Source organism: Micromonospora sp. SD19 (genome assembly GCF_054462275.1).
On sequence record NZ_JBTLMN010000013.1, the window covers coordinates 165,038 to 186,689 of the forward strand.

Here is a 21,652-nt window from a genome sequence, read left to right on the forward strand (position 1 = left end):
TTCCATCGCGTATCGTCGATGTTAACGTTCACAATTCCCCGAGGTCAACCCACTCCCCCACCCGCCATCCCGCGCCTCCCACCCGCCATCCCGCGCCCCCGCCCGCCATCCCGCGCCGATCTTGCACTTTCTGCGGCACCACATATGGGCAAACCGGACCAATCACTAACCGAAGGTGCAAGATCGGCGGAGTGAGGGCGGGGGCGCGGGGTGGGATCAGGGGTTGAAGCGGTTTTGGACGGCGGCGCGGGTGGGCATGGCGGTGGCACCGCCCGGGGACTCGCAGACCAGGCCGGCCACCCGCAGGGCGAAGGCCACCCGGTCGACCCAGCCCGACGGGTTCTCCGGTTCGCCGTCGACGAGCAGGTCGGCGATGAGCGCGGCCATCACCGAGTCGCCCGCGCCGGTGGCGTCGATCGCGGTGACCTTGGGAGCCGGAACTCGGACCGGGTCGGCGTCGGCGGCTGCCAGTACCGCACCCGCCGCGCCGAGCGTCACCACCACCGTGGCCGCCCCCAGCTCGCGCAGGTACGCCGCCACCCCCTCCACCGGCTCACCGGGATAGAGCAGGACGGCGTCGGCGGCGCTCAGCTTGACCAGGTGCGCGCCGGCCGCGAACTCCGCCACCACCTCGCGCAGCCCTTCCAGCGTCCCCGGCCCGGTCAGCAGCCGGGGACGGACGTTCGGGTCGAAGACCCGCAAACCCGTGGCGAGCGACCAGGCACGTCGGGCAGCGGCCAGCGTGCCGGGTTGGAGCAGCACTATCGAGCCGCAGTAGAGCACGTCGGCACCCTCCAGCAGCGCCAGCTCCAGATCGTCGGGGCCGAGCAGTCCGTAGGAGGTCGGTTCGCCGTAGAAACGGAAATCCGGTTCCGGCCCGGCATACGTGACGACCGCCAGCGTGGTCGGCGCGGGCACCGTGATCGCACCGGCCACCCCGACGTCGGCCGCGGTGAGGAACGCGCGGATCCGGCCGCCCAGCGCGTCATCACCGAGCGAGCCGACGAACTGTGCCGCGCCGCCGAGTCGGGCCACCCCGACCGCGACGTTGAGCGGCCCACCGCCGATGGCCTGCCGGTAGACCCGCTCCCCGTCCACCTCGCTGTCGAGCAGGTCGACGAGCGCTTCGCCGAGCACCACCGCGTATCCCATGCCGTTCCTCTCGTCGTCGCCACCGGCCGCCGCTCGCCGAACCGATCGCCGTGGCACCAGGCTGGCACAGCGCGCGCCCCGATGGGCGCCGAAGGCCCGGCACCGACGGGCGCGCTACCCCGACCGGTGGATCGGCCCGTCGAGCGCGGCGAGAGGGCGGCCGGTGCCGCCCCACCGGGCCGCGACGATCTGCGCGGCCACACTCACCGCGGTCTCCTCAGGGGTACGACCACCGAGGTCCAACCCGATCGGTGAGGCGAGCCGGGACAGCTGCTGCGGGCTGAGCCCCGCCTCGGTCAGCAGCTTGTGCCGCTCGTCGTGGGTGCGCCGTGAGCCCATCGCGCCGACGTACGCCAGCGGCTGGCGCAGCGCCAACTCCAGCAACGGCACGTCGAACTTCGGGTCGTGGGTCAACACGCACACCACAGTGCGCTCGTCGAGTCGACCGGCCGCCACCTCGGTAGCCAGGTAGCGGTGCGGCCACTGCACCACCACCTCGTCCGCCCCGGGAAAACGCCGCGCGGTGGCGAAGACCCGCCGGGCGTCGCAGACAGTGACCCGGTAGCCGAGGAACGCGCCGATCCGGGCCACCGCGGCAGCGAAGTCGATCGCCCCGAAGACGATCATCCGGGGTGGGGTGGCGTACGTGGTCACGAAGAGACCGACGCCGTTGCCTCGGCGCTGCCCGTGGTATCCGTACCGGAGCATCCCGCTGCGCCCCGCGGCGAGCAGCCCGAGGGCGTCGGCGCTGGCGGCGTCGTCGAGCCGGTCGTCGCCGAGCGAGCCGACGCGGCGCTGGCCGGTCAGCACCAGCCGCCGGCCGAGCCGCCGGGCCGGGTCGCTCGCTCCGGCGTGGTCAGCGGCGGCCGGCGAATCATGCGCGTCGGCCGGTCGACGGCCGGCGTCGGCGGCCGGTGTGTTGGTGGCGTCATCGACCGGTCGGCTCCCGGCGTCGGCGGCGACGCAGGTGGCGTCGGCGGTCGGTGGGTGGTGGGCGTCGGCGGCGACGCAGGTGACGACTGCCGCCGGGTGGCCGTCGCGGCGGGCGGCGGCGACCGCGTCCAGCGCCGGCAGGGCGCTCGCGTCGACACGCTCGACGAACACGTCGAGGATGCCGCCGCAGGTCAGGCCCACGGCGTACGCGTCATCGTCGCTGATCCCGTAGCGGCGCAGCTCGGGTTGGCCGGTGTCGAGCACCCGGCGGGCCCGTTCGTAGAGATCCGCCTCGACGCAGCCGCCGGAGACGCTGCCGACGACGGTGCCGTCGGTCGTGACCACCATGGCGGCGCCGGGTGGCTGCGGGGCGGATTGCCAGGTGGCCACGACGGTGGCCAGCGCGACCGGCTCGCCGTCGCGGCACCGGCGGTGCACCTCGTCGAACACGTCCGGCACCGGCGGCCGCCTCTCCGTTCCCGCTCCCCGTAGGCAGGATATGGCGTTCAACGGCGACCGGCGGGTCTTCTCCTGCATCGAGCAATGCCTATTGCGCCCGCCCGGTACGGCATGGTGGGATGACGCGTACCGGGCGGTGCGAGGGCTGCGGCGCCGCCGGTTGCCGGGTTGGTTAGACGCGAGGGCACCGGTCCAGGACAGGACCGTCGACGGCGCACGTCCACCGGCCGATTCCGCCGGGGCACGTCGCTGTGATCGTCGCACCGCTCACGACAGCGGGGCGATCAGGCCACATCCCACCCGATTGCGGCGAGGCGGCTCAGGCAGCGCGCCTCGCGAGTCAGGAGAACCCGTGAATCGTTCCCGTACGGCCGCGTTACTCACCGCGGCCGTGACCCTCGCGCTGGGCGCTGTCGCCGTGGCGTCCGGTCCGGCCGCCGCGCACGGCGCGGCGATGACGCCGGGCAGCCGCACGTACCTGTGCTGGCAGGACGGCCGCAGCCAGACCGGTGAGATCAGGCCGAACAACCCCGCGTGCGCCGCCGCGGTGGCGCAGAGCGGGGCGAACTCGCTCTACAACTGGTTCAGCGTGCTGCGCTCCGACGCGGGTGGCCGGACCACCGGCTTCATCCCGGACGGGCAACTGTGCAGCGGCGGCAACTCCGGTTTCCGCGGCTACGACCTGCCCCGCACCGACTGGCCGCTGACCCACCTGACCGCCGGGGCGCGGTTGGACTTCAAGTACAGCAACTGGGCGCACCACCCGGGCACGTTCTACTTCTACGTCACGAAGGACAGCTGGAGCCCGACCCGGGCGCTGGCCTGGAGTGACCTGGAGCAGCCGTTCCTCACGGTGACCAACCCGCCGCAGCGCGGCAGCGTCGGCAGCAACGACGGGCACTACTACTTCAGCGGCAACCTGCCGTCGGGTAAGAGTGGCCGGCACATCATCTACTCCCGTTGGGTCCGCTCGGACTCGCAGGAGAACTTCTTCGGCTGCTCCGACGTGACCTTCGACGGCGGCAGCGGCCAGGTCACCGGCGTGGGTCCGGGTGGTACGCCGACCGACCCGCCGACCGACCCCACCGATCCGCCGACCGACCCGACGGATCCGCCGACCGACCCGACCACCCCGCCGCCGTCCGGCGGTGCATGCATGGCGGCCTACAAGGTGAGCAGCTCCTGGCAGGGCGGCTTCCAGGGCGAGGTCACGATCATGAACCACGGCAGCACGCCGTTCTCCGGTTGGACCGCGAGCTGGACCTGGCCCAACGGGCAATCGATCAGTCAGATCTGGGGTGCCACCCAGACGTCGTCCGGTTCAACGGTGACAGCGACGAACGTCGCCTACAACGGCACCGTCGCACCGGAGGGCAGCACGACGTTCGGCTTCCTGGCCAGCAGCACAGGAACGAACGGACTTCCCACTGTCACGTGCGCCGGCCGCTGACCACCACCTGAAATGATCAAGAGGTTTGCGTCACCCGGAGTGCTTCCGGTGACGCAAACCTCTTGATCAACAGGGTGGGGCGTGGGTCAGCGGACCATGGAACCGACCACCGGCTTCGTGAGCAGCGCGGACTGGTTGCGCTGGATACCCGGGTCGAGCGTCTTGGCCACGAAGATCGCGTGCCAGATGCAGAAGATCAGCACCGTCCAGACCTTGCGGGAGTGGTCGGCCTCCTCCCGCTTGTGCTCGTCGAGCAGCCGCAGCGCGTACGACAGGTCGAGCAGATCGCCCGCACCCGAGGTGCTGAGCACGTGCCGGGCCCACTCGTACATCTCGCCGCGTAGCCAGACTCGGGTCGGGGTCGGGAAGCCCAGCTTCTTGCGGTTGACGATGGCCGGCGGCACGACCCCCTGCAACGCCTGACGCATCGCGTACTTGGTGGCGTCCGAGCGCGGCGGCAGCTTCAGGTCCACCGGGATCTTCGCCGCGACGTCGAAGACCTCGCGGTCGAGGAACGGCACCCGCACCTCCAGCGAGTGCGACATCGAGATCCGGTCGGCCTTGACCAGAATGTCGCCGCGCAGCCAGGTGTAGAGGTCGACGTACTGCATCTTGGTGACGTCGTCCAGCTCCGTGCACTCGGCGTAGATCGGGGCGGTGACATCCGTGTAGCGCACCGAGGGGTCGTAGCGGCGCATCAGCTGCTGCTTCTCCTCCTCGGTGAACATCCGGGCGTTGCCGTAGTAACGCTCCTCGATCGGGGTGGTGCCGCGCTCCAGGAAGCTCTTGCCCTTGACCCCCTGCGGGATCGCCCTGGAGACCGCGCGCAGCCCCTTCTGCACCCCGCCGGGCAGGCCGTTCACGGTGCCCAGCGACAGCGGCTCCCGGTAGATCGTGTAGCCGCCGAAGAACTCGTCCGCGCCCTCACCGGAGAGCACCACGGTGACGTGCTCGGCGGCCTTCTTGGCCACGAAGTAGAGCGGCACCAGCGCCGGGTCGGCCACCGGGTCGTCCAGGTGCCACACGATCTTCGGCAGCGCGTCGATCATGTCCTGCGGACCGATCTTGGTGGGGATCGTGGTGACGTCCAGGTGCCGGGCCGAGTCCTGCGCGACGTCGATCTCCGAGTAACCCGGCACGTCGTAGCCGACGGTGAAGGTGAGGATGTTCGGGTTGAACTCCCGGGCCAGCGCCACCACAGCCGTCGAGTCGATGCCGCTGGACAGGAACGAGCCGACCGGCACGTCCGAGCGCATGTGCATGCGCACGCTCTCCCGCAGCGTCTCCCGGATCTCGTGGTAGAGCTTCTGCTCGTCGTCCACCGGCGCCGGCCGGAACACCGGCCGGTACCACCGACGCACGTCGATCCGCCCGCCCGGGGTCCAGTTCAGGTACTCCCCCGAACCGATCCGGCTGATCCCCTTGTGCAGGGTGCCCGGCTCGGGGACGTACTGCAGGGTCAGGTAGTGGCTCAGGTTGGCCGTGTCGACGCCCGCGTCGCCCTGGTAGTTGCTGTGCGCGAACGGCAGCAGTGCCTTCTTCTCCGAGGCCAGGTAGAGGCCGTCGGCGGTCTCCAGGTAGTGCATCGGCTTGATGCCGAAGTAGTCGCGGGCACCGAACGCCCGGCGCTCCTGCCGGTCCCAGATGACGAAGGCGAACATGCCCCGCAGGCGGGTGAGCACCTGCTCACCCCAGAAGTGGTAGCCCGCGACGATCACCTCGCCGTCACCGGCGGTGGCGAACTGGGCACCGAAGTTCCTGATCAACTCCTCGCGCAGCTCGATGTAGTTGTAGATCTCGCCGTTGAAGGTCAGCAGGTAACGGCCGTTCGCGTAGGGCAGTGGCTCGTGGCTCGACGCGACGTCGATGATGGCCAGCCGCTTGTGGGCGAACACGCCGTCCGCGTACCGGCCGGAGGCGTCGCCGACCACCTCGACCCCGGTCTCGTCGGGGCCGCGGTGGTGCAGGCATTCCAACGCTCCGGCGATGTGGTCGCGGTGCGCCGCGGCGTTGCCGTTCGCGCTGAAGAAGGCCAGAAGTCCGCACATGGTCGTCATCTTTCCACGCGCGCTGTCGGCCCTTGCAGCCGTCCGTCGATCCACCCGACTCCCGGGGGGCGTTACCGCCAACCGCACGCGCGGTACCGTCGGGACCAGCAACGAAGCGGAGGGAGCGGCGCAATGACCGAGGGACGCACCGACGGTACGCCAACGGACGGTACGGAATCGCACGATCCGGACTTCCCGGAGGCGTTCCTGTCCTTCATGCGGCAGGGCTGGCGCGACACCGCGCTCCCCGTGACGCCCCGCCCGGAGACCCCCAACTACGCCAAGCGGCGGGCTGCCCTCTCGGCGGCCTTCCCCGGCGAGACGCTGGTGATCCCCACCGGCACCGAGAAGGTCCGGGCCAACGACACCGACTACCCGTTCCGGCCGGGCAGCGACTTCGCCTACCTGACCGGCGACCACGACGCCGACAGCGTGCTGGTGCTGCGCCCCAACGGCTCCGGGCACGACGCGATGCTGTACATGCGGCCCCGGTCCTCCCGGGAGACCGACGAGTTCTTCCGCAGCCGCAACGGCGAGCTGTGGGTGGGCCGGCGGCACACCCTCGCCGAGAAGTCGACCGAGCTGGGCCTGCCCACCGCTGACCTGACCGGCCTGGAGGCGACGCTCGCCGACCTGGCTCCGGGGCGTACCCGTGTGTTGCGCGGTTTCGACGCCCAGGTGGACGCGGCCGTCCGCCCCTATGACGGGCCGCGCGCCGACGGCCAACCGGCCCGGGACCGGGAGCTGGCGATCGCCATCTCGGAAATGAAGCTGGTCAAGGACGAGTGGGAGATCGGCCAACTCCAGGACGCGATCGACGCCACCGTCCGCGGCTTCGAGGACGTGGCCCGGATCCTGCCGGCCGACCGGGCGGTCTCCGAGCGGCTGCTGGAGGGTGTCTTCGCGCTGCGGGCCCGCCACGACGGCAACGACGTCGGGTACAGCTCGATCGTCGGTGCCGGCGAGCACGCCACCATCCTGCACTGGGTGCACAACCACGGCGCCACCCGACCGGGTGACCTGCTGCTGATGGACATGGGTGTCGAGGGCCGCAACCTCTACACCGCCGACGTGACCCGGGTGCTCCCGGTGAACGGGCGGTTCACCGCCCTGCAACGCCAGGTCTACGACATCGTGTACGCCTCGCAGCAGGCCGGCATCGAGGCCATCCGCCCCGGGGTGAAGTTCAAGGACGTCCACCTGACCTGCATGCGGGTGCTCGCCGAAGGGCTGTCCGACCTGGGCCTGCTGCCGGTGAGCGTGGACGAGGCGATGGACGAGAAGTCGACCGTCTACCGCCGGTGGACACTGCACGGCTTCGGGCACATGCTCGGCATCGACGTGCACGACTGCTCCAACGCCCGCAAGGAGACCTACCGCGACGGCGCGCTGGGCGAGGGTTACGTGCTCACCGTCGAGCCCGGTCTGTACTTCCAGCCGGAGGACGAGCTGGTCCCCGCCGAACTGCGCGGCGTCGGCATCCGAATCGAGGACGACGTGCTGGTCACCGCGACCGGCGCGGTGAACCTGTCGGCCGGGCTGCCCCGCACCTCTAACGAGGTGGAAACCTGGCTCGCCGAACAGCGCGAAGCCGGCCCCCGCCTGCCCAGCTAACCCGCCCCGCCCCTGGCCAGCCCGGCCAGGCCCGCCCCTGGCCCGCCCGGCCCCGGCCCGCCCGGCCCTGGCCCGCCCGGCCCTGGCCCGCCCGGCCCTGGCCCGCCCGGCCCCGGCCCACCAAGCCCCGGCCCACCAAGCCCCGGCCCGTCGACTGACGGGCCGGGGCCTGGCCCGTCTGGCCCCACCCCGCCAGGATGTGGACGTGGCCCCTGGTCCGCCTGGCCCTCGCCTGAGGGCCGGGTTGAGCCCCGCCCGTGATCCACTCGGTTTTCTTGAAGTCGTGCCATCCGCGTCGCTCGGATACCGCGTTATCAGGAAAACCGAGTGGATCACGCTGCAGGGACGAGCGGTGTTCGGTATCCGCACACCGCGACGGCCGCATCCGCGACAGCGACGGCCGTACACCGTCGTCCCCCGACGTCATCGCCATTCAACCTCGCGGCGGCCGACCTCGCCGTCGGCCCGACCTCGCCGTCGGCCCGACCTCGCCGTCGGCCCGACCTCGCCGTCGGCCCGACCTCGCCGCAGGCCACCCTGCGACAGACCGACCCCCGCACCACAAGGCCACCCCGCGACAGACCCCGCCGCACCAGGCCAACCCCGCGCCACACCAACCCCGCGCCACACCAACCCCGCGACAGACCCCCGCACCACCAGACCACCCCAAGACAGGCCGACCCCGCGGCAACCCCGCGACACCAGGCCACCCCCGCGACACCAGGGCCACCCCGTGACATCCGACCCCGCGACAGGCCCACGGCTCTCTGGTCCGGACGAGGCCCACCGAGCCGGCCCGAGCTAGGCCCGGGGGCAGAACCGGCCGCACCGCCAGTCGGCGTTTGTGCTGGTAGCAGCCTTCTTCTGCCAGCCCGGACGGGTTGATGACCCATGTCCGCCCTGCGCCTAATGTGTGGTTATCTCGGATCCGTCCGCATCGCGAAGATGGTTCTCATACGGTGGGGATCAGTTGGCTACAACCCATTTGTAGCCGGTCGTGGCGCCTCGGGCGATGCGATCCCGTCTGTAGCAGGAAAGGGCGGAAGGCTCTGATGTCCAACGACGTAACGAGTACCGACGGCGGGGCGTCGACAGCTCCGCCGACACGACGAAGGCGGGCGCTCTGGGTCGCCGGTGTGGCCGGGTTGACCGGGGTGGTCGGCCTGGCGGCGCTCGGCGGCGTCGCCGCTCGAGACGACAAGCCGAAGTCCGACCAGGTGTCCGACGCGCAGCCGTCGACCAACCGGCAGAACGTCAGCGACGACGGCGGCGCGGACAAGAGCGGCGCCAAGGGCGATGGTGGTCAGGACGACGAGTGGAGCGGCGGCGACTGGAGCGGCTTCGACGACCACCCCGGCAAGGACAGCAAAGACGGCAAAGACGGGAAGGACGGCAAGCACGACGAGAAGGACCGCGCCAAACAGGTCCCGTGCGACTCCGACAAGCTGATCCAGGCGATCACGTTCGCCAACAACGAGAACGGTGGCGTACTGGAGTTGGCCAAGGGCTGCACCTACACCCTGACCCGCAACCAGGACGGCAACGGCCTCCCGTTGATCACCGAGCACATCACCCTGAAGGGTGAGCACACCACCATCGGACGGGATGCCACGGCGGACTACTTCCGCATCCTCAACGTCGGCGCCGGCGGCCACCTCACCCTCAAGGGGCTGAGCATCAGGGGTGGCCAGACTCTTCAGCCCTCGATGACCGCCGACCCGGCGACGGTCTGGGCGCCGTACTCGGCTGCGGTCCGCTCGACGGTGGCCAAGCCGCCGGCCACTGCCGCACCCGGGACCGAGTCAGCGGCGGCAGCGGCGAAGCCCACGGCCACCGCCGCCAAACCGGCCGCGAAACCCGCCGCCAAGCCGGTCGCCAAGCCGGCCGCGAAGGCCACCACCAAGGCAGCACCCGCGAAAGCCACCACCAAGGCAGCACCGGCCAAGGCGACACCGACCAAGGCCGCTACGACAGCAAAGGCCGCCACGGCGACAGCCGCCAAGCCGGTACCCGCACCGGCGAAGCCGACGGGTGCCGGGCCGGCGGTGACGCCGCTGGTCGAGCAGCCTGGGTTCACCGACGGCGCGGGGGTGCTGGTGCAGCCCGGTGGCCGCGCGGAGATCCTGGACAGCGAGTTGCTCTACAACCAGTCCGGCGGCAACGGCGGCGGGTTGGCCAACTTCGGCAACACCAGGCTCAGCAAGACGACGGTCGCGCACAACACCGCCTTCTTCTTCGGTGGCGGCATCTTCAACGCCGGCGTACTCCAGGTCGACGAGTCGAAGATCAAGGACAACACCGGGATCATCGGCGGCGGTGGCATCGCCAACGGTGCGCCGCGGATCTTCACCGAGGACGTCGACGGCGGCGCGGTCTGGGTCTACAAGAGCGAGGTCACCGACAACGAGACGCTCGGCTTCGGCGGCGGTGTTCTGGATGTAGCGGGCACCACGACGCTGCACCAGACGACGGTCAGTGACAACACCGCGGTTCTCGCCGGTGGTGGCGTCGCGGTGGCCGACAGTCAGCTCACGCTCAAGGACGCCACGGTGGTCAAGAACAGCACCGCTGGCGTGGGTGGCGGCGTGGCGGTGGCTTTCGACAGCGTCGCGACGATCGAGAACAGCAGGATCAAGGACAACACCGCCGGGTTCTTCGGTGCCGGTCTCTACAACGACGACAGCGTCACCACACTGCGCGACAGCGAGGTGGTGGGCAACCGGGCGGTCGGCCCGTTCGCTCGCGGTGGCGGCATCTTCAACACCGAGGGGAGCGAGGTCACGCTCCACCGGACGACGGTGGCGCACAACTTCTCCACCCTCCCGCCGGGGGGCATCTTCAACAGCCTCGGCGGCACCGTGACGCTTGACGACAAGTCCGCGGTCACTGCCAACCGCCCGACCAACTGCTTCAACGTTCCGGACTGCTTCGCCTGATCTGGTGGGGCTGATCCACATAGAGGGCGCGCCCCTCCGAGCCGGTCACGGTTCGGAGGGGCGTACCCATTTGGGCAGGTCACAGGGCGCTCGGCCGGCTTGGGCGGTGGTGTGTCGGTCCGGACCCCGCTGGGGGCAACATGAACCGAATGTGGGCTTCTCTCGGATAAGCCCGCGAGGCGAGGAACCTTCTCATACGGTGGTTTTGGGAGCTACAACCGATTTGTAGCAGGGGACGCCCGTCTGACGGCGGCGACCCTGTCTGGTACGAGGAGAGGGCAGAGAGCTCCGATGTCCAACTACCTAACGAACAACGAAGCCTCCGGGCGGGCGGCGGCCAAGCGCCGCCGCAAGCTCTGGCTCGCCAGTGGCGTGGCCGGTTTGACGGGCGTGATCAGTCTCGCGGCGGTGGGCGTCGCGGGCAGCGCCGGTGCGGTCGGCTTGAACTGGAACACCACGCAGGTCAGCAAGGACGGCGACCAGCGGGGTGACGAGGGGCGCGACTGGAACAAGGACGAGGACCGGGACAAGGGCCGGGACAAGGACAAGGACCACGAGCGCGGGAAGGAGGTGCCCTGCGACACCGACAAGCTGATTCAGGCGATCGTGTTCGCCAACAACAAGCACGGCGGTGTGCTGGAGCTGGCCAAGGGCTGCACCTACAACCTGACCCGCAACGACTACGAGGGCAACGGTCTGCCGGTGATCACCGAGCGGATCACGCTCAAGGGTGAGCACACCACGATCGCCCGGGAAGCCACCGCTGACTACTTCCGCATCCTGAACGTCGGTGCCGGTGGTCACCTCACGATCAAGGGCCTGACCATCAAGGGTGGCCAGACCCTCGAGCTGCTCAACAGCGTCGAGCCGGCGGCCGTCTGGGCGTCCTACTCGGACTCCGAGGCGATCGCGGCTCAGGTGAAGGCGGGCGTTCCGCTGAACCAGGCGCTCACCGCCCGACAGGCCGACCCGAAGGCTGGCCTGAAGGCGGCACCCAAGGCCGCGGCCAAGGCCGCGCCGGCCGCTAAGGGTGGCGTCGTCACGCCGCTCGTCGAGTACCCGGAATCCACCGACGGTGCCGGCATCCTGGTTCAGCCGGGTGGCACCGCCGAGATCCTGGAGTCCGAGGTCGTCCTGAACCAGTCGGGCGGCAACGGTGGTGGTGTGGCCAACTTCGGCACCACGAAGATCTGGCACAGCACCGTCACCCGTAACACCGCCTTCTTCTTCGGTGGCGGCGTGTTCAACGCTGGCCTGCTCAAGGTCGAGGAGTCGAAGATCAAGGACAACACCGCCATCATCGGTGGTGGCGGCATCTCCAACGGAGCCGCGCCGATCTTCACCGACGACGTCAACGGTGGAACGGTCGAGCTCAAGAAGGCCGAGATCACCGACAACGAGACGCTGGGCTTCGGCGGCGGCTACCTCGACATCGAGGGCAACACCACGGCGTACGAGACCAAGTTCGCCTCGAACACCGCGGTCCTCGCTGGCGGCGGTATCGCTGCGGCGGACAGCCAGCTGAACCTGCACAACGTCTCGGTGGAGCGCAACAGCACCGCCGGTGTCGGTGGCGGTGTCGCCATCGCCTTCGGCAGCGCTGTCACGTTCGAGAAGAGCAGCATCAAGGACAACACCGCCGGCTTCTTCGGCGGCGGGCTCTTCAACACCCTGAGCGTCACCACGCTGCGCGACAGCGAGGTCGTCGGCAACCGGGCCATCGGCCCGATCGGGGTCGGCGGCGGCATCTTCAACATCTTCGGCGAGGTCAACCTGTCGAAGACGAAGGTCGCGCACAACTTCTCCACCTTTGCGCCGGGCGGTGTCTTCAGCTTCTTCGGAGACGTGAACGTGGACAACAAGTCCGCCATCACCGCGAACCGTCCGACCAACTGCCTGGCCATTCCGGGCGGCACCATCGAGAACTGCTTCGCCTGATCGATCACCCTCGGGTGACGATGACTCAGCACCCTCGGGTGACCAGAGCGCAGCACCAGCACTACCGGCCGGCCCCCTTCCGCGAGACGCGGAAGGGGGCCGGTTCACAGTCACTTCTGGACGAAGACCGCCACACTGCGCGCCGGTACGGTGAACGTGCCGGCCGCCCGGTCGAACGAGGCGGTCCGCAGCGCCGGGTCGGCCGAGTCGATCAGCACCGGGTGCAGTGCCACGTCCGCTCCGCGCAACCCGGTCACCGTCTGGGTGGCCGCCGACGGGGTGGCGTTGAAGACGACGGTCACCGACTGCCACGCACCGCCCAGCCCGCGGGCGTCCAGGGTCATGGTCAGCACACCCGGCGTCTCCTGGGCACCGGACAGCGGGAAGGCGACCCGCCGCTGCACCTGCTCGGCGCTGGTCAGCCCGAACACCGGCGACGACGCCCGGATGCGCAGCAACTCGGCGTACCGGGCGTCGGTGGTGTTGATCGCCGCGCAGTCCGGCACCAGCGCCGGGTCGGCCAGCAGCGGCTTCGCGTACGACCACTTGTCCTCGTTGTCGGGCGCCGGTGGCAGACCAGCGCCGAACCCGTTGCCCCGTTCACAGCCCCAGCGGATCTGGTTGAACCAGTCACCGGAGTTGTACGAGTTGCGGTCCAGCGACTTCGATCGCAGCCGCTCGGTGCCGGCGGTGACGAACCCGGTGCCCTGTCCCAGCACCACGGTGCCCAGTGCCAGCACCTGCATCCGGGAGCGGTCCGCCGCCGTGGTGGCCTGCGGCAGTTTGTACGCCAACGCGTCGTACAGGATCTCGTTGTCGTGCGCGTCGGCGTAGGTGACGGCCTCCCCCGGCGTCGCGGTGTAGCCGGCCGGGGAGCCGTTGTAGTCGACCTGCTCCCCGGTGACCTGCCGTCCGGCGGTGTCGGTGAACCGGTAGTCGCGCAGGTTGCCGGTGAGCCCCACCTTGATCAGGTCGTGGGCGTGCAGCAGCCGGGCCTTCTGCTCGGCCGGCGAGCCGTTGACCGGGTCGCCGTTCGGGTCGGTGTAGAGCCCGGAGGCGAAGCCCTGCACCCGGGGGTTGGCGTCGAACGGTCCGCCGCCGCGCACCGCGTCGCGCAGCCGGTCGTTGAAGGTGCCGATGCCGGTGCCGGCCATGTTGGCCTGGGTGGCCTGCACGAAACGGGCGTCGTTGGCGACCTCGCCGAAGTTCCAGCCCTCGCCGTAGAGCAGGATCGACCGGCCGTCCACGCCGTCGCGGGCGACGGTCAACCGGTCCAGTGCCGCCCGGACGGCCAGGATGTTGGCCTTCGGGTGGTGACCCATCAGGTCGAAGCGGAAGCCGTCCACCTTGTACTGGCGGGCCCAGGTGACCAGCGAGTCGACGACCAGCTTGCCCATCATGGCGTGCTCGGGGGCGGTGTTGGCGCAGCAGGTGGAGTTGGCCACCGTGCCGTCGTCCAGCAGCCGGTGGTAATAGCCGGGCACGATCTGGTCGAGCACCGACTTCGGGTCGGTGCCGGCCGCCGACGTGTGGTTGTAGACAACGTCCATGACCACCCGCAGCCCGGCGTCGTTCACCCCGGCGACCATCCGCCGGAACTCGGTGGTCCGCGCCGCGCCGGCCGGGTCGACGGCGTAGCCGCCCTCCGGGACGGTGTAGTGCAGCGGGTCGTACCCCCAGTTGTAGCCGTCGGTCTCGGCGACCGCCGCCACGCACTTCTGCTGCTCGGCCGAGTCGGGGGGCAGGGCCGGCAGGTCGCAGGCCGGCTGGCGCTGGTCGGCGCGCCGCTCGGGGATCGTCGCGAAGTCGAACGCCGGCAGCAGGTGCAGGTGGGTGACCCCGGCGGCGCCGACCGCCCGCAGGTGGCTCATGCCGGCGGTCTTCGGGTCGGTGAACGCGAGGAACGTCCCCCGTCGCTCGGCGGGCACCGTCTGGTCGGCGATGGAGAAGTCCCGCACGGACAGCTCGGTGATCTGCGCCTTCGCGGCCGGCACCGGCGCCGGTTTGCGCAGCGTGCGCCACCCGGGGGGTGCCAGCGCCGGGTCGTTGAGGTCGACCAGTTGGCTGTGCGTGGAGTCCGCGGCGAGGGCCACCGAGTAGGGGTCGGTGACCGACGCGGTGATCATTTTCTGCGCGGCTGGCTGCCAGGCCCGCACCTCGTACCGGTAGAACCTGCCGGTCCAGGTGTGGTCGCCGCGCACCGACCAGACGCCGGTGCGATCGTCGCGGCGCATCGGCACCGTCCTCGGGGTGCTGGTGGGCGAGTCGAACAGCTGCAACGCCACGCTCCGGGCGGTCGGCGCCCACAGCGCGAGGCTTGGCGTCCGGCCCGCGAAGGTGGGCCCGAGGGTGGCGTCGGCCGCCCGGGAGTACACGTCGTCGAGCACGCCGGGGATCTGCACGCCGGTGGCGGCGAGCAGCGCACCCTCGGCGTCGCGTGCGGTGACCAGCAACTGCCCGCGCAACGCCGCCGGGACCTTGGCCAGGTCCGCCCGGTCCAGCGCGAAGCTACGGTACGACCACAGGTGCGGGAACCTGTCGCGTTGCGCCTCGGTGAGCCCGTTGCGCTGCGCCCGCAACGGCAGGCTGGTGTACGTGCCGCTCAGCTCACCGTCGACCACGCTGACCCCACCGGTGGGCGCGGCGACCAGCGCGTACGTCCTGCCGTCGGTAGGGGGTGTCTGCCACGCCACGGTGGACCTGTCGATCCAGTGCGCCTTCTGCTTGCTGATGTCGGTGTCCCCGCTGGCGGTGGTGGCCGCCGACGGCAGCAGCCGGCCCGGTGTGGCGGCGAGCAGCCACACCTCCCGCCCGGCGCTGGCGAAGTCGAGCCGCTGGTCGTCGGGCAGGTCCTTGGTGTCGCCGTTGTGGATGATGTAGTTCAGGCCGGTGGCGCCGGCCGCCAGCGGCACCCGGAACACCGCCCCGAACGCGTCAATGGCGCTCGGCCGCAGCGGGGTGGACCATTCGGTCGGGTTGGCCGCCCCGTCCCACAGGTGCAGGCCCCAGCCGTCGTAGTTGCCGTCGGCCCGCCGGTAGTGCAGCACGGCGGTGCCCTCCTCGACCGGCGGATCCGGCTCACCGGTGGCCGCCTGCCTGCTCGGGTAGATCGCCGGGTCGCCCTGCTTGAGCCAGATCTCCCCGGTCCGGGTGAGGTCGATGCTGCGGTCCTGGGCGACGTCCTTCGTGCCGGCCTTGTCGACGACCAGGAAGTTCACCGACGTCGCGCCCGGCTTGAGCTTCACCCAGGCGAACCGGCCGTAGGAGTCCTCCCCGGTGAACGGCTGCCCCTTGGGCCACTCGGTGACGTACGCCGGGTCGATGTCCCCCCAGGCGTACAGCCCCCAGTCGTCGTACCCGCCGGCCGGGCGTTGGTAGTGCACCACCGCCCACTCCCGGGAGCCGCCCTGCTCCGGGGTGCCGACGACTGCGGTGGACCGGGCGGTGGCGGTCCGGCCCCGACCGTCGCGGACCACCGCCTTGTACTCGACCCGGGTACCCCCGGCCAGGCCGGTCAGGTCGTGCTGCACGGTGTACGGGGCGTGGTCGGCGCTGCCCAGCAGCGTCCACCGGCCACCGGCCACCCGGGCCGCGACGGTGACGCTGGCCAGCGGATCACCGGTGACCCGGGCGGTGACCGCGGCCCGGGTGGCGACCGGCGCGTCCGGGATCGGGCTGGTGATGGTGATGGTCGGCTTGTCGGCGGCCGGTGCGATGGGGCTGCCGGCCCGGTACACGACGGCCGACAACGGCGGCACGGTGAGGGCCACTTCGCCGTCACCGTTGGCCCGCGCGTCGCCGGAGGCGCCGTAGATGCCGGTGAAGGTGGCGCCGGCCGACCAGGTGTCCACAGTGACAGTCTGCGCGGTGTCGGCGTTGTTCACGGCCACCACGTACTCGGTGCGGTCGGCCGGGGCGATCCGGGAGGCGGCGAAGACGCCCGGCCCGTCGGCCGCGTACCGGGTGACCTGCGCGCCGTCGCGCAGCGCCGGGTGGGCCTGGCGCAGCCGGCCCAGCTCGGCGATGGTCCGGTACAGCGGATGGGAGGTGTCGAACTGGTCGCTGGCGTGGGTGCGGTCGGTGCCGAGCAGGTCGTCGTCGAGGTAGTCGGGGGTCTTCGACGCGAACATGTCCTGCCGGGCGTCCTTGTCTCCGCCCGGCCCGGTGAAGCCCTGTTCGTCGCCGGAGTACACCACCGGCTGACCACGGGTCAGGAACATCAACTGGTGCGCGAGCTGGTCGCGCCGCAGGTGGCTGGCCGGGTCGGTGCCACCTGCGGCGATGAACGAGCCGATCCGGCCCATGTCGTGGTTGCCGAGGAAGGTGGTCAACCGGCCCGCGTCGGTGTTCCGGGCGGCATAGAGGTCGTCGCGGGCGTACACGTCGGCGAGCGCCTTCGCGGAGCCGGCTGCGGCGGTGAAGCCGCGCGCGGCCTCCTGGAAGGCGAAGTCGAGGGTGGCCGGCAGGCCACCCTGGCGGACGTAGCTGGAGCTGATCTCCGGGTCGGCGCTGTACACCTCGCCGAACATGAAGAAGTCCTTCTTGCCGGCCTTCTCGGCGGCCCGTTGGATGCCCTGGCTGAACTGCGGCCAGAAGTCCATGTTGACGTGCTTCACGGTGTCCAACCGGAACCCGTCGACACCGGTCGCGCCGATCCAGTCCCCGTACGCCTTCGTCAGGCCCCGGACCACCTCGGGACGCTCGGTCCACAGGTCGTCGAGGCCGAAGAAGTCGCCGTACTCGCTGTTCTCTCCGGCGAAGGTGGAGTCACCCCGGTTGTGGTACATGGTGGCGTCGTTGAGCCAGGCCGGAACCTTGACGCTCGCGTCCTCCGGCTCGGCGAAGGTCGGCGTGTACGGGAAGGACTCCCTGTCGACCGGCGGGAACGCGCGGCTGCCGTCGGCGTAGTTGCGGTCCTCGAACGCCCGGCCCTGCGCGTCGGTGTACGGCGAGGTCGCCTTGTCCACGTACGCGTACCTGTCCTCGGCGTACTTGATGACGTCGGCGGTGTGGTTGACGATCACGTCGAGGTAGATCTTGATGCCGCGCTGGTGGGCGAGCCTGACCAGGCGCTTCATCTCCTCCATGGTGCCGAAGTGCGGGTCCACCTGGGTGAAGTCGGTGATCCAGTAGCCGTGGTAGCCGGCCGAGATGTCGTTGCCGGCACCCTGCACCGGCCGGTTCTTGAAGATCGGGGCGAGCCAGATGGCAGTGGTGCCCATCCCCTGGATGTAGTCCAGTTTGTCGATGACGCCCTTGAGGTCACCGCCGTGGTAGAAGCCCTTGCCGGTGGGGTCGAGGCCGGTGCGCAGCCGGTCACCGGTGAGGCCACCCTGGTCGTTGCGGGGGTCTCCGTTGGCGAACCGGTCCGGCAGGACGAAGTAGAACTGCTCGGCGCGGCCGGCGTTGCCGCCGGCCTTCAGCAGCGCGTCGGCGCTGGGTTCGTCGCGCCACTGGGTCGCGCCGCCGACCGCGAGTGAGGCACTGTCGGACGGTTGAGGGCTCGCGGCGGCGGGCTGCACGGCGACCGGAGCGCCGGCGAGGGTGACGGTGAGCAGGGAGGTAAGGGCCAGCAGGGCGGTACGCGGTATCGGCGGGGGTTTCATCGACGCCTTCCTCTGGTCGCTGATGGCCGCACGCTAACCCTTGCCGAAACATTCTGCAATACCTTGCAAACGTGGTCGCAACAAAGCAGCAACCTTGCGAAATCGCCGCTCAGAGGCCGCCGCAGCGCACCCCGTCCACAGTGCACTCCCGTGGCGTGCTCGACGCCCGCTCCATGTGGAACCGCAACGACACCGAACCGCCGGCCGACACCTCGACCCCGCTGACGTACGTGAAGCCGTCATCGCCCGGCCGGATCGTCCCCTGAGGGACGCCCTCCACCCAGGCGGTCACCAACCGTCCACCGGAGAACTCCAACCGCACCGTCCAGCCGCGGCTCCGGGTGGACGTGTTCACCATCGCCACCTCGCCGATGAAGCCGCCGTCGAAGCTCTGCACCACCCGGTACCGCCCGGCCATCCCCGGCTGACCCGGTGCCGCCCGGGTCGGCGACCGCGTCGCCGTCGGCCTGCCCGTCGCAGCGATCGTCGGAACTGCCGACGGTGCACCGGAACCGGCCGCGGCGCTCGGCGGCAGCCCGCTGGCCCGCCCGGACAACCCCGGCAGCACCGGTGCCGGAGACGGCACCGCGGACGCCACCGACGTGGGCACGCTCGGCTCCGCCGCCACGGACGGCACCGGCAGCGCCGGCGGCTGCGCGCCGTCCGGCGCAGGGCTACGTCCCCGGTACGCGCCCAGCGCCACGAAGAGCAGGACCACCATCACGACGACACCGGCACCCACCACGATCCAGGGCGACGATGCGATCGCGACCGGACCGTGCGGCGGACGCGGAGCACGGCGGCGCATGCCGGACATGTACCTCCCTCAGCGGATCGTCCGCGCAGCGTAGCGATCGGCGGCCCAGGCCGGAAAGCCTCGGCCACGCGGCGTAGCGATCGGCGCCCGGGCGGTAAGCCTCGGCCGTGCGTCGTCGCCGGGCCAGCTGCGGCTCAGCCGATCCGGCAGTCGACCCCGTTGATCGTGCACGCGAGCGGTCGTTGCGCCGACTCACCCAAGCCGACGCGCAGCCGCAGCGTCCGGGAGTCGCCCGGTTCCAGCGAACGGGCGCCGCGCACCACGAACTCGCCGTCCCCGCGCCCCCGTACCGAGACGCCCGAGTCGTCACCGACTCGCAGCGCCCAGGTGTCGTCGTCGAACGCCAACTCCACCTGCCAGTCCACCGACCGACTCGACGTGTTGGCGATCGACAGGATCGCCGCCTCCCCGTTCCAGCCGTTCGTGCCGACCTGGTACCGGGCGCTGACGGGGTCGTCCGCCGGTTCCGTCGGCGCGGACAGCACGCTCGTCCGCCCCGGCGTCGGCGAGCCGGTCACCGTGGCCCGCGGTGACGGTGACGGCGACGGTGACGGGCTGCTGCGTGACGGTCGCGGCGACACCGAGCGCCGCTCCACAGCGGCCGGGGTCGGCCCGCCGGTGGTGGATGCGCCGGCCGGCATGGTCGGCAGGAACGCCGGAGGCGCGGCCTGCGGCCCGGCGTCGCGCTCCCTTTCCCGGAACGACAACAGCGCCACCACCAGGAGCACCACCAGCGCGCACACACCGAGCAGCACCACGATCCACGGCACCGACACCAACACCCGCGCCGCCCGCGAATCTGCCGCACCGTCCGGCCGCACCGCCATCAGGTCTCCCCTCGTCCCCCACCGACGCGACAGCGTAGCCAGCGCCGCGCGGGCCGGGAACCTGGCGGGTACGGATCGGGCCGACCGGCCCCGGTCGGTCAGCCCGTCCGGACGACCGTGCAGATGAGTGGCCCATCATCGGAGGTACGCAACAGGTAGCGGTACCGCTCCCCGGGCACCGACCGCCCCCGACTGTCCAGGAACTCCCACTCCACCGCCACCATCGTCAACAGCGCGGACACCGGCTGCACGTCCTCGATCCGGGCGTGGGCCGCGACCAGCTCCCGGTCCTGGTAGTCAGGCGCGGCGCCCACGAAGGACAGCGCCACCGCCGCCGCGGTGGTGAACGAGAAGCTGTACGTGTCGGCCACCACCAACCCCGGCAGGGCGTAACAACCGGCGATGGCCGGCAGATCGCCGGAGGTCAGCGCCACGCCGTACCGGTCGAAGAAGTCGGCCAACGTGTCAAGATCCGTGGAGGCGTTCACGGTCACAGCAATTGCCGGTCGCCGCCCGGGTCAAACCTCAGCGCGGCGGCACCCGTACCTCGATCTCCGACCCCAACCGGGCGTCGGCGGCCAGACCGAGGTCGTCACCACTCCAGAACCGCCCCGGGTCATACCAGTTCGGACGCCGCCCCGCCGGCAGCAACCCCATGGCCTCGTAGGTCACCGCCACCACCTCGGCGCAGTACGCCGTCTCCAGCGCCCGGTCCCGCTCGCCCGCCGATCCGGACGGACTGGCCGGGGTCGCCTGGTCCCGCTCACCCGCCGATCCGGACGGGCCGGCAGGGATCGCCGGGGTCGCCGGGTTTCGCCGAGGTGCTGGCCGGCCGGGCAGGGGCAGCGTCGGCACCCGACCACGCACCCAGCGCCACGCCAGTTGCGCTGTCGACGGGAACGGTGTGCCGTCCAACCGCGCGATCGTCCGCAGCACCGCCCGTTCCATCTCCCCGTCGGCGGGCGGGTCGAGCTGTCGCAGCCAGGCCCGTTGGCCGTACCGGTTGGCCCAGACGCAGACCGCGTCCCGCAGGTCGTGCAGCTGCACGCCGCGCTGGTGGGTGCCCGACCACAGGTCCGGCAACGACCTGCCCAGCTCCGCGTGCCACATCAGCGGCGGCATGTCGTCCAACACCACCGCCATCCCGACGTGGTTCACCGGGCTGTTGGTGGTGAACTGGATGGCCCGGTCCGGCACGCTGCGACCCCGGAAAACCCACACGTCACCGGTGCGGGTCAACTCGACGGCCTCGTCCAGGCTGATGCTCATGAGGGACTAGCCTAGGCCGATGCGGCTACGAATGCGGTGGTGGAAGGTTCTCGGGCTGGCCGGGCTCGCCGGCGTCGCGGCCTCCGGTGTGGTCATCGCGCGGGCCGAACGGCGTCGGCGCGCGTACACCCCGGAGGAGATCCGGCAGCGACTCCTGGAGCGGCACGCCCAGGCCAACGACGCGGCGAAGCCCGCCGACCCCGCCTGACCGACCGTCCCCTGTAGAGAATCGGCGGGGAACCCGGCGGGCCACCCGGCGACCAACCGACTTGGGCAAACGGGCGAACAACCCGGCGAACGACCCGGGCAGACAGCCGACCCGGGCAGACAGCCGACCCGGGCGAACGGGCGGACGGCCCGGCGGGCGAACGGGGCCGCGGCGTGACCCAAGGGTGGGACCGGGTCCGGCCAGGTCGCCCGGTTCCGTCGGGCACTGTCTCCCCGCCTCGGCCCCGGTCGAGCGGGCGCAAATGGCGCAGACGGACGTGATCCACTCGGCTTTCAGGAAACCGCGGTATCCCCCGCACTTGGGCTCAAGTGGTTGTTGCAACGGGGTGGATTCTCGTCAGGATGAGGGGTCATGCCGGGGCAGAGGTTGTCGTC

13 protein-coding genes are annotated in these 21,652 nt (G+C 70.9%); 5 read left to right on the forward strand and 8 right to left on the reverse strand.

What is annotated here, in order from left to right; translation table 11 throughout:
- Positions 1-216 precede the first annotated feature (216 nt).
- Positions 217-1,152 (reverse strand): PfkB family carbohydrate kinase, encoded by a 936-nt coding sequence (locus ACX27O_RS30520; protein ID WP_210863509.1) that lies wholly within the window; start codon positions 1,150-1,152, stop codon positions 217-219.
- A 114-nt stretch (positions 1,153-1,266) separates the two neighbouring features.
- Positions 1,267-2,544: an XdhC/CoxI family protein gene (locus ACX27O_RS30525; protein ID WP_358129177.1), complete on the reverse strand. Its 1,278-nt coding sequence runs from the start codon at positions 2,542-2,544 to the stop codon at positions 1,267-1,269.
- A 352-nt stretch (positions 2,545-2,896) separates the two neighbouring features.
- On the opposite strand from ACX27O_RS30525, the gene ACX27O_RS30530 reads away from it, so the two are divergent.
- A complete protein-coding gene (locus ACX27O_RS30530) occupies positions 2,897-3,994 on the forward strand; it encodes a lytic polysaccharide monooxygenase (protein WP_358129174.1) in 1,098 nt (365 codons plus the stop codon).
- 86 nt (positions 3,995-4,080) lie between these two features.
- On the opposite strand, the gene asnB is transcribed toward ACX27O_RS30530, so the two are convergent.
- On the reverse strand, positions 4,081-6,042 hold the full coding sequence (gene asnB / locus ACX27O_RS30535; RefSeq protein ID WP_036412658.1) for an asparagine synthase (glutamine-hydrolyzing): 1,962 nt from the start codon (positions 6,040-6,042) through the stop codon (positions 4,081-4,083).
- 132 nt (positions 6,043-6,174) lie between these two features.
- Between asnB and ACX27O_RS30540 the strand changes: the two genes are divergently transcribed.
- The 3 genes from ACX27O_RS30540 (at position 6,175) to ACX27O_RS30550 (ending at position 12,530) form a co-directional block, all read left to right on the forward strand.
- Positions 6,175-7,656 (forward strand): aminopeptidase P family protein, encoded by a 1,482-nt coding sequence (locus ACX27O_RS30540; protein WP_458940475.1) that lies wholly within the window; start codon positions 6,175-6,177, stop codon positions 7,654-7,656.
- A gap of 1,052 nt (positions 7,657-8,708) precedes the next feature.
- Positions 8,709-10,592 (forward strand): hypothetical protein, encoded by a 1,884-nt coding sequence (locus ACX27O_RS30545; RefSeq protein WP_458940476.1) that lies wholly within the window; start codon positions 8,709-8,711, stop codon positions 10,590-10,592.
- Positions 10,593-10,883: 291 nt separating this feature from the next.
- The gene (locus tag ACX27O_RS30550; RefSeq protein ID WP_458940477.1) at positions 10,884-12,530 is read left to right on the forward strand and encodes a hypothetical protein; all 1,647 of its coding nucleotides are present in this window, start codon (positions 10,884-10,886) and stop codon (positions 12,528-12,530) included.
- A 110-nt stretch (positions 12,531-12,640) separates the two neighbouring features.
- On the opposite strand, the gene pulA is transcribed toward ACX27O_RS30550, so the two are convergent.
- From pulA to ACX27O_RS30575, 5 genes are all read right to left on the reverse strand, one after another.
- Positions 12,641-18,136 (reverse strand): pullulanase-type alpha-1,6-glucosidase, encoded by a 5,496-nt coding sequence (gene pulA, locus ACX27O_RS30555; RefSeq protein ID WP_458940478.1) that lies wholly within the window; start codon positions 18,134-18,136, stop codon positions 12,641-12,643.
- A gap of 109 nt (positions 18,137-18,245) precedes the next feature.
- Positions 18,246-18,953 (reverse strand): cellulose binding domain-containing protein, encoded by a 708-nt coding sequence (locus ACX27O_RS30560; RefSeq protein ID WP_458940479.1) that lies wholly within the window; start codon positions 18,951-18,953, stop codon positions 18,246-18,248.
- 134 nt (positions 18,954-19,087) lie between these two features.
- Complete coding sequence (locus ACX27O_RS30565; RefSeq protein WP_458940480.1) at positions 19,088-19,780, reverse strand: hypothetical protein; 693 nt, start codon at positions 19,778-19,780, stop codon at positions 19,088-19,090.
- 98 nt (positions 19,781-19,878) lie between these two features.
- Positions 19,879-20,268, reverse strand: coding sequence for a hypothetical protein (locus ACX27O_RS30570; protein ID WP_458940481.1), 390 nt, complete (start codon positions 20,266-20,268; stop codon positions 19,879-19,881).
- 37 nt (positions 20,269-20,305) lie between these two features.
- Positions 20,306-21,049: a hypothetical protein gene (locus ACX27O_RS30575; RefSeq protein WP_458940482.1), complete on the reverse strand. Its 744-nt coding sequence runs from the start codon at positions 21,047-21,049 to the stop codon at positions 20,306-20,308.
- 19 nt (positions 21,050-21,068) lie between these two features.
- Here ACX27O_RS30575 and ACX27O_RS30580 point away from each other — a divergent pair, with 19 nt between their 5' ends.
- Positions 21,069-21,257: a hypothetical protein gene (locus ACX27O_RS30580; RefSeq protein ID WP_458940483.1), complete on the forward strand. Its 189-nt coding sequence runs from the start codon at positions 21,069-21,071 to the stop codon at positions 21,255-21,257.
- The last annotated feature ends 395 nt before the right edge of the window (positions 21,258-21,652 follow it).